The organism is Cobetia sp. (genome assembly GCF_983723665.1).
Map to the genome: position 1 here is coordinate 1920 of NZ_CFDJES010000067.1, position 7989 is coordinate 9908.

At 64.1% G+C, this 7989-nt stretch carries 9 protein-coding genes; 8 read left to right on the plus strand and 1 reads right to left on the minus strand.

The window, feature by feature from the left end; genetic code table 11:
• Position 1 precedes the first annotated feature (1 nt).
• Positions 2 to 430 carry an HIT domain-containing protein gene (locus AC4FAH_RS08545; protein WP_054555248.1) on the minus strand — a complete coding sequence of 143 codons (429 nt, stop codon included), beginning with the start codon at positions 428 to 430 and terminating at the stop codon, positions 2 to 4.
• Positions 431 to 834: 404 nt separating this feature from the next.
• Here AC4FAH_RS08545 and AC4FAH_RS08550 point away from each other — a divergent pair, with 404 nt between their 5' ends.
• From AC4FAH_RS08550 to AC4FAH_RS08585, 8 genes are all read left to right on the plus strand, one after another.
• Complete coding sequence (locus tag AC4FAH_RS08550) at positions 835 to 1842, plus strand: TAXI family TRAP transporter solute-binding subunit (protein WP_043333219.1); 1008 nt, start codon at positions 835 to 837, stop codon at positions 1840 to 1842.
• Positions 1843 to 2207: 365 nt separating this feature from the next.
• Positions 2208 to 4280, plus strand: coding sequence for a TRAP transporter permease (locus AC4FAH_RS08555; RefSeq protein WP_152965327.1), 2073 nt, complete (start codon positions 2208 to 2210; stop codon positions 4278 to 4280).
• A gap of 202 nt (positions 4281 to 4482) precedes the next feature.
• The gene (locus tag AC4FAH_RS08560) at positions 4483 to 5262 is read left to right on the plus strand and encodes a sulfite exporter TauE/SafE family protein (protein ID WP_225347489.1); all 780 of its coding nucleotides are present in this window, start codon (positions 4483 to 4485) and stop codon (positions 5260 to 5262) included.
• Between the two features lie 168 nt (positions 5263 to 5430).
• Positions 5431 to 6426, plus strand: a complete 996-nt coding sequence (locus AC4FAH_RS08565; RefSeq protein WP_286988396.1) for a zinc-dependent alcohol dehydrogenase family protein — start codon at positions 5431 to 5433, stop codon at positions 6424 to 6426.
• 65 nt (positions 6427 to 6491) lie between these two features.
• Entirely contained in the window at positions 6492 to 6623 is a 132-nt protein-coding gene (locus AC4FAH_RS08570) for an entericidin A/B family lipoprotein (RefSeq protein ID WP_084589348.1), read from the plus strand.
• Between the two features lie 23 nt (positions 6624 to 6646).
• Positions 6647 to 6778, plus strand: coding sequence for an entericidin A/B family lipoprotein (locus tag AC4FAH_RS08575; RefSeq protein WP_107335644.1), 132 nt, complete (start codon positions 6647 to 6649; stop codon positions 6776 to 6778).
• 151 nt (positions 6779 to 6929) lie between these two features.
• Positions 6930 to 7061 carry an entericidin A/B family lipoprotein gene (locus AC4FAH_RS08580; protein WP_043333217.1) on the plus strand — a complete coding sequence of 44 codons (132 nt, stop codon included), beginning with the start codon at positions 6930 to 6932 and terminating at the stop codon, positions 7059 to 7061.
• A gap of 175 nt (positions 7062 to 7236) precedes the next feature.
• On the plus strand, positions 7237 to 7989 hold a 753-nt coding region (locus tag AC4FAH_RS08585), incomplete at its 3' end, for a LysR family transcriptional regulator (RefSeq protein WP_490245899.1).

Below are 7989 nucleotides of genomic sequence, written 5' to 3' on the forward strand. Positions count from 1 at the left end.
GTCAGTAGGAATAGCTCGGCAGCTCGGCGATCTTCATGCGCAGGGTGTCGACCAGCACCGTCAGCGCTTCGCTGTCGTGGGGCTCTGCCGTGCCGACGCCCCACACCGGCCCCGGCCAGGCTGCATCATCGCTGCGGCGGGCGATCACGTGCATGTGCAGCTGCGGCACCATGTTGCCCAGTGCACCGATATTGAGCTTCTCGCCACCGCTCACCGTCATCAGCAGTTCGCCCAGTTGGGTGGTTTCCTGCCACAGCTGCTGCTGGGCGCTGCTGTCCAGCTCGTAGATCTCGCGGATGGCATCGCGGCGCGGAATCAGTACCAGCCACGGATAGCGCGCATCGTTCATCAGACGCACGGTGCACAGCGGCAGGTCGGCCACGAAGTGGGTGTCGGCGTCCAGCTGCGGGTGAAGGCTGAAGGGGGTCATCGTCTCTCCTTGATCGGATGGAGCAGGGCGGGCGTGAGTCGAGGGCAAAGGGTAACCCGAATCGTGGCGGACTCCCTGGCGTGAACGCCCGCGAATGCCCTCAGTGTGACCAGATCGGCAGAATCCTGCCACTTTGCGGATTGCCCGTGCGCGCTGTGGGGGCTGCGCAATGCCCCCATCGCCAAATACCGCGCCGCGCGGACAGTTGCTAACCTTCTTCCTACGCTGATGCAGAGGCTCGCAACGAACGCCCCACGCAAAAGAGGGCTACCTTGCGCATTGTCGGTCGCGACATGGCCAGCACCGCCCAGGGCCAGAGCCTGCTCAGCCGCAATGTCCGTCTGCCTACCCACATTACAAGAATGCTCAACCTGCGCCCGGCAGGTTCGCCAAGGAGTCACTCCATGCAAAAGCGCCAGTTCCTCAAGGCCGGTCTCGGTCTCGCCATCGCAGCCTCTCTTGGTCTCAGTGCCGTGGCTCAGGCGGAAGGCAAGTACATCATGGGTACCGCCACCACCGGTGGCACCTTCTATCCGGTCGGCGTGGCACTCTCCACGCTGATCAAGGTCAAGCTCGAGCCGACCGCCGGCATCTCCGTGTCCGCGATCTCCTCTGCCGGTTCCGGCGAGAACCTCAAGCTGATGGAAGAGGACCAGGCCCAGTTCGGCATCATCCAGGGCCTCTACGGCGCCTGGGCATGGAATGGCACCCCGCCGGTCAACAAGGCGCACAAGAACCTGCGCAGCATCTCGATGCTGTGGCAGAACGTCGAGCACTTCGTGGCCCGCAATGATGAGGTCAAGTCCGGCACCATCGAGGACATGACCAACTTCTACGGCAAGAGCTTCTCCATCGGCAAGAAGAACTCCGGTACCGAAGGCTCGGGTCGCTTCATCCTCGAGCAGCTGGGCATCGACGCCGACAAGATGGATCTGGCCTACATGGGCTATGGCCCGAGTGCCGATGCGATGCAGAACGGCAACATCGACGGCATGAACATTCCGGCCGGCGCACCGGCCTCCGCCGTGACCCGTGCCTACGCCAACCTGGGCGGCGAGATCACCACGCTGGACTTCACCGAAGAGCAGCTGGCCAAGGTCAACTCCCAGTTCGAGCTGTGGACTCCGTACGAAATCGCCGCTGGCACCTACCCGGGCCAGGACGAGGCGATCAACACCATCGCCCAGCCGAACATCCTGGTGGTGCGTGATGATGTCTCCGAAGAAGACGTCTATCAGATCACCAAGACCATGTACGAGAACCTGCCGTTCCTGAACAACATCCACCCGGCCACCAAGGCCATGGCCATCGACAAGGCCATCGCGGGCCTGCCGCTGCCGCTGCACCCGGGTGCCGCACGTTACTTCAAGGAGCAGGGCATCGAGATTCCGGCGCGCCTGATCGCCGAGTGATCCACACCTGATGTTCCCGCTGCCCTCATCGCTCGCCTCTGGCGGCGGTGAGGGCAGCGCAGTTTCCCAGACCAATAAACCACCGCCGGTCCGGCGCCATGACACTGCCCCGCGTGGGCAAAGTGGCAGGCGCAGGACCAGAGCAGTGCCCACGAATGATTGCTGTAGAAGCCCGTATTCTCCTCGCAAGCCCGGGCGCATGGTGACGCAAGTCGCCGCTGCGCCATCGCTGTCTGATCCCGTTTTGAGGCAACGCCATGCATGATTCCCGCTCGCCAGAGCCCTCTCGTCCCACTGATAGCGAAGCGCAGGAGCCGGATCTCTCCGGTGTGCGCGACGAATCCGCCGAAGCTGCGCCGTGGCGCATGGAGCTGCCCTGGCTGGGGCGTGCCGTCTTCGTGATCTCCATCGTCATCTGTCTGGCGCATCTGTACTTCAATACCGTCTCGACCCTGTCGGAGCTGTGGGTGAGTGCCTTGCACTATGGCCTGTTCGGTCTGCTGTGCGCGCTGACCATTCCGATGCTGACGCCGGCCAGTGATGGTGCCAAGCGCTGGGTGCTGGGCGTGGATGTCATGCTGGGGCTGGCGGCACTGGGTTGCGGCCTCTACCTGATCGGCTTCGAGGATGCGCTCTATGACCGCGGCGTGGTGTTCTCCACCGCGGACTGGGTGGTCTCCATCGTCGCGGTCGGTCTGATCCTCGAGTTCGCGCGTCGCACCACCGGCTGGTTCATCCCGGTGCTGTGTCTGATCGCGCTGACCTACGTGGCCTGGTGGGGCAAGTATGTCGGTGGCGTGTTCAACTTCCCGGGCCTGACCTGGGAGACGGTGCTGTTCAGAAGCTTCATCGGCGGCGAAGGGATGCTGGGCTCCATCGCGCGCATCTCCTGGTCCTACGTGTTCATGTTCATCCTGTTCGGGGCCTTTCTGGTCAAGTCCGGCGCGGGTGACTTCATCATCGATCTGGCGCGCTGCGCGGCGGGTCGCTTCAAGGGCGGGCCGGGCTTCGTGGCGGTGTTCGCCTCCGGCCTGATGGGCTCGGTGTCCGGCTCGAGTGTCGCCAACACCGTCTCCACCGGCGTGATCACGATTCCGCTGATGCGCCGTGCCGGCTTCCCGGCGCGCTTCGCGGCAGGCGTCGAGGCCGCTGCCTCGACCGGTGGCCAGCTGATGCCGCCGGTGATGGGCGCAGGTGCCTTCATCATGGCGTCCTACACTCAGGTGCCGTACCTGACCATCGTCGGCGTGGCCGCCTTGCCGGCGCTGCTCTACTTCCTGTCGGTGGCCATGTTCGTGCGCATCGAGGCCAAGCGCTCCGACGCCACGGCGCTGGATGACCCGCAGGGCCCGCGTCTCAAGGACGTGCTCAAGGATGGCTGGCACTATCTGGCACCGCTGTTCGTGCTGGTCGGCGCGCTGATCTACGGCTTCACGCCGACCTACGCCGCCGGCATCGCGATCCTGTCCGTCATCGCGGCCTCGTGGCTGTCGAAGAATCCGATGAAGCTCGGTGACATCATCGAGGCGATGCTGGCCGGGGTGCGCAACATGACCACCACCGCGATCCTGCTGATCACCGTCGGCCTGATCGTCAACGTCGTCTCCACCACCGGTATCGGCAACACCTTCTCGCTGATGATCACCGACTGGGCGGGTGGCAGCCTGCTGATCACCATCATCCTGATCGCGCTGGCGTCATTGATTCTGGGCATGGGCCTGCCGGTGACGGCGTCCTATATCGTGCTGGGCACGCTGTCCGCCCCGGCGCTCTACAACCTGATCGCCCATTCCCAGCTGGTGGATCTGCTGGCGGCGGGCAACCTGCCGGAGCAGGCCAAGGCCATCTTCATGCTGGCTGCACCGGACAAGCTGGACCTGCTGGGCGCGCCGATGAGCATGGACGCCGCCCGCGAACTGCTGGCACTGGTGCCGGATACCTTCCAGAGCCAGCTGTATGAGCAGGCGCTGTCGCCGCACGTGCTGACCATGGCGCTGGTGAGTGCCCACATGATCATCTTCTGGCTGTCCCAGGATTCCAACGTCACGCCGCCGGTCTGCCTGACCGCCTTCGCGGCAGCCGCGATCGCCCGCACACCGCCGATGAAGACCGGCCTGATGGCCTGGAAGATCGCCAAGGGCCTCTACATCGTGCCGCTGCTGTTCGCCTGGAGCCCGCTGATCTCCGGTGATATCGGCGAGATGCTGACGGTGTTCGTGTTCGCGCTGTTCGGGATCTACGCCATCGTCGCGGGCCTGGAAGGCTATCTGGAGCACGAACTGCCCTGGTGGCTGCGTCTGGCGATGTTCCCGCTCGGTGCACTGATGCTGTGGCCGCATGGTCAGCTGACCTACGACCTCGCGGGTCTGGTCATCTTCCTGGGCGTGCTGACCTACAGCGTGCGTCAGAGTGGCCGGCAGGAAGCGCTGGCGCACTGAGCCAGGCGTGTCGGATGAGCGCCAGACGCGTCAGTCCATGTGTCTGAAGCAGGCGTGACGCGACGCGATATGCTATGAACGATGCCCGGCATCACTTTCCCCCGCTCAGTCGCGAGGGTGGTGTGTCGGGCATCGCGCGCTCTGGGGCCTGTCCGCCTCGGGCGTCTTCACTCAACGGGATGGCGGGACAAGGAATGTCGGCATGATGTCGGATGTTGCAGGGCTGACCAGCGGCCTTGATCTGATCAGCGTAGTGGCGCTGATCGCACTGGGTGGCGTGGCCGGTTTCATCAATGTGCTGTCGGCGGGTGGCTCGATGCTGACGCTGCCATTGCTGATGTTTCTCGGTCTGCCACCTGCGCAGGCCAATGCCACCAACCGCGTGGCGATCGCGTTGCAGAGTGCGACCGCGACCAGCACCTTCCTCAAGGCGGGCGCGCACAACATGGGGGTGGCCTGGCGGCTGGCCGTACCCGCCGTGGCAGGCGCCATGCTGGGCGCCTGGCTGGCGACCCGCATCAGTGCCGAGGCCTTCGAGAGCGTCCTGATCGTGGTGATGGTGGTGTGTTCGATCATGATGCTGCTGCCGACGCCGCGCATCGACACCCGTGAACTGACGCCGGAGCGCATCACGCCCGTGGTGTTGCTGGCGATGTTCGGCATCGGCATTTATGGTGGCTTCATCCAGGTCGGTGTCGGCGTGCTGTTCATCGTGGTGCTCTACCGGTTGCTCAAGATCGACCTGACCCAGGTCAACGTCTTCAAGGTCTTCATCGTGTTGATGTATACCCTGCCGGCGCTGGCGGTGTTCGTGTTCGATGGTCAGGTGCGCTGGGCCTACGGTCTGGTGCTGGCGGTCGGCAACATGAGCGGCGCCTTCCTCGGCGCGCGGGTCAACATGAGTCCCGCGGGTGCGCGGTGGGTCAAGTGGCTGACGGTCGCGGTCATCTTCATCATCGTGCTCAAGCTGGCGCTGACCTGATGCTGGCCTGATGCTGACCTTATGTTAGACACGGAGTAAGCTCGCGGTAATCTGAGCGAAATGCCAGTCTGTCCCGTCGACACACCGGCACGCCGCTCACCCCCTATTCATGATGGCGCCGAGCCCGGCTATGGCGTCTCTTCCTTCATCGTTCAGGAGTCTTTCCTCATGCAAGCCATGGTCATCGAGCAGTACGGCGGTCCCGAAGTGTTCGTCGAGCGCGAACTGGAGACCCCGACACCGGCGCGGGGGCAGGTGCGTATCAAGGTGACGGCTTCCAGCATCAACCCCATCGAGACCAAGCTGCGCAGCGGGCTGGTCAAGTCGCACCCGGAATTCCCGGCCATTCTCAATGGCGATGTCTCCGGGGTGATCGATGCCGTCGGCGAAGGCGTGTCGGACTTCTCCGTCGGGGATGAAGTGCTGGGTTGTGCCGGTGGCGTGAAGGGCTGGCAGGGCGCTCTGGCGGACTACATGGTCGCCGACACCCGTGTGATCGTGAAGCGTCCGAGTCTGGCAGCGCTGACGCTGGAAGAGTGTGCGGCCTTGCCGCTGGTATTCCTGACGGCCTGGACGGCGCTGGTCTCGCGCGGTCAGATCAAGGAAGGCGAGCACGTGCTGATCCACGCCGGCACCGGCGGCGTCGGCCATGTCGCGGTACAGATCGCCAAGTATCTCGGCGCGCATGTCACCACCACCGTGTCCAGCGAAGCCAAGGCGGACCTGGCACGCCAGCTGGGCGCCGACGAGATCATCAACTACCGCGAGGAAGCGGTCGCGGACTACGTGACGCGCCTGACCTCCGGGCGTGGCTTCGATCTGGTCTTCGACACCGTCGGTGGCGACAACCTGGATCGCTCCATCGAGGCCACCGCGACCTCCGGTCGTCTGTGCTCCATCAATACCCGCTCGACCCACGACCTGACCCAGCTGCACTCCAAGAACCTGTCGCTGCACGTCATCTTCCGCTCGGTACCGCTGCTGACCGGTATCGGCATGGACGACCAGCCGGAACTGCTCAACGCCCTGAGCGAGATGCTGGAGGCCGGTGCGGTACGTCCGCTGCTCGACGAGCACCAGTTCAGCTTCCGTGACGTCGCCAAGGCGCATGAGCTGCTGGAGTCCGGCGAGGCGCTGGGCAAGATTCTGCTGGTAAATCGTTGAGTATTGGCACCTTCGGTCAGTGAGGGTGTCTCACCTTCATTGGCCGTTGATCAGGAAGAGAAGTGATGAGAATGACGCGTTTGATGGTGGCTGCCCTGTTGGTGGCCAGTGTGAGTCTGGCCGGCTGCAATACCGTGGCCGGTTTCGGCAAGGACCTGGAGCATCTGGGCGGTTCGATCGACAACGCCGCCAGCTGATTGCCCGAGAGAGAGGAATGCCCATGCGACGATTCATGATGATGACTGGCACCGCGCTGCTGTTCGGCCTGCTGTTGGGTGGCTGCAATACCGTGGAAGGTTTCGGGGAAGATCTCGAACACCTTGGGGGTTCCATCGAGGAATCGGCCAGTTGATGGCACTGTCCATGACATGGGCGGCGAGTGAACAAAACATGAATCTCACCCCTTGAAAGCCCATGGGGCGTCCCAAGGTATGAGGGTAGAGGCGCAGGAACTGGCGTCTTTACGAGATTTCTCGATATTCACTACCGCAAGGAGCATGACCATGTCCCGCACCATTGCACTCATCTTCGCCTCTTTCTTCACTCTGGCCGCGCTTTCTGGCTGCAACACCGTTGACGGTGCCGGCCAGGATGTCGAGCATGCTGGCGAAGCTGTCCAGGACGCCGCTCAATAAGCGACGCCCCGGATAGTGGTGATATCCAACGCCCGGCCATCGCGCCGGGCGTTTTCGTGTCTGATCGCCAGACATGCAGGCGTGCTGACTGACGGGCCGCCTTGCGTCATCATGGCGCTGACGGCATGCGCCCTCAGCGTGCGTCACTCCCGCCACCGCGAGCCAAGGGCCCGACATGGATCATCGACAGTTGAGTTTTCTGGTCGCGCTGGCCAGTGAGCGCCATTTCGGTCGCGCAGCGCGGGTCTGTCATGTCACCCAGCCGACGCTGTCGGCGCGCCTCAAGCAGCTCGAGGAGGAGCTGGGCACGGCGCTGATATTGCGCGGCCATCGCTTCGAGGGCTTCACGCCGGAAGGGGAGCGCGTGCTGACCCACGCACGGCGCATTCTCGCCGAGCTGGATGAGCTCAAGGGAGACCTGTCGCCGGACGCGGTGCTGACCGGCCGCCTGTCACTGGGCGTGGTGCCGTCGGCGCTGGCGGCGGTCGGCGAGTTTCTGCCGCGGCTGCGCGAGGCCTTCCCGCAGCTCTCGCTGCGCCTGCGCGAGCTGTCGACCTCATCGCTGGCCCAGGGACTCGAGGATGGCGAGCTGGATCTTGCGGTCGGCTACCCTGCGGCGCCGGCCATGAGCGGCTTCGCCTGTCGACCGCTCTATCAGGAGCATTCGGCGTTGATCGCCAGTCAGACGCATTTCCGCCTGCCCGACGCGCCGCAGTGGGAGTGCCTGCGTGACTATCCGCTGGTGTTGCTGACGCCGGAGATGCAGCAGCGGCGACGCCTCAATCAGCAGTTCGAGCTGCTGGGACTGCAGCCCTCGCCCTTGTTGGAGGCCAATTCGATTTCCGGCCTCGGCGTGATGCTGGAGGCTGGCCTGGGAGTCAGCGTGCTGGCGGAGAACCTGGCCGATTCGCGGCTTGGTGAAGGGCTG

What these genes read in the sequence shown, in the direction of transcription:
- AC4FAH_RS08545 (WP_054555248.1), bottom strand. Translation starts at nt 430, where the DNA reads ATGACCCCCTTCAGCCTTCACCCGCAGCTGGACGCCGACACCCACTTC.
- AC4FAH_RS08575 (WP_107335644.1), top strand. Translation starts at nt 6,647, where the DNA reads ATGCGACGATTCATGATGATGACTGGCACCGCGCTGCTGTTCGGCCTG.
- AC4FAH_RS08555 (WP_152965327.1), top strand. Translation starts at nt 2,208, where the DNA reads ATGGAGCTGCCCTGGCTGGGGCGTGCCGTCTTCGTGATCTCCATCGTC.
- AC4FAH_RS08565 (WP_286988396.1), top strand. Translation starts at nt 5,431, where the DNA reads ATGCAAGCCATGGTCATCGAGCAGTACGGCGGTCCCGAAGTGTTCGTC.
- AC4FAH_RS08580 (WP_043333217.1), top strand. Translation starts at nt 6,930, where the DNA reads ATGTCCCGCACCATTGCACTCATCTTCGCCTCTTTCTTCACTCTGGCC.
- AC4FAH_RS08570 (WP_084589348.1), top strand. Translation starts at nt 6,492, where the DNA reads ATGAGAATGACGCGTTTGATGGTGGCTGCCCTGTTGGTGGCCAGTGTG.
- AC4FAH_RS08560 (WP_225347489.1), top strand. Translation starts at nt 4,483, where the DNA reads ATGATGTCGGATGTTGCAGGGCTGACCAGCGGCCTTGATCTGATCAGC.
- AC4FAH_RS08550 (WP_043333219.1), top strand. Translation starts at nt 835, where the DNA reads ATGCAAAAGCGCCAGTTCCTCAAGGCCGGTCTCGGTCTCGCCATCGCA.